Source organism: Vibrio marinisediminis, from assembly GCF_014050145.1.
GTDB classification, from domain to species: domain Bacteria; phylum Pseudomonadota; class Gammaproteobacteria; order Enterobacterales; family Vibrionaceae; genus Vibrio; species Vibrio marinisediminis.
This window is the reverse complement of record NZ_JACFYF010000138.1, coordinates 1-311: the sequence shown is the minus strand read 5'-3', so window position 1 is coordinate 311 and position 311 is coordinate 1. Positions and strand designations below refer to the sequence as shown.

The following is a 311-nucleotide window of genomic DNA, read 5'->3' as shown; positions in this document are numbered from 1 at the left end:
GCCCAGCACCCGGTCCGGGCCGAACCCGTCCCATTGGGCATTGCCCGGATCGACACTCTCCAGCCGCGTGCCCTCCAGCTCGGTGCCGATCTTGTGGAAATACCACCAGGGCACCCCGTTCACGCCAGAAACGATGGTGGTGTCCGGCCCGATCAGCGGCTGCATCTTCGGCACCACGGGCGGGACCGAATGGGCCTTGAGCGTGACGATCACGTAATCCTGCGGGCCCAGTTCCTCGGGATTGTCCGACGCGGTGACCGCCACGTTGGTGCGCTGGTCGCCCTCCTCGATCAGCGTCAGCCCGTTTGCCT

1 protein-coding gene is annotated in these 311 nt (G+C 66.6%); it reads right to left on the bottom strand.

The window, feature by feature from the left end:
* Positions 1-311 (bottom strand): 2-dehydropantoate 2-reductase N-terminal domain-containing protein (locus H2O73_RS23700; protein WP_220457720.1); only part of this gene is annotated, 311 nt, incomplete at both ends.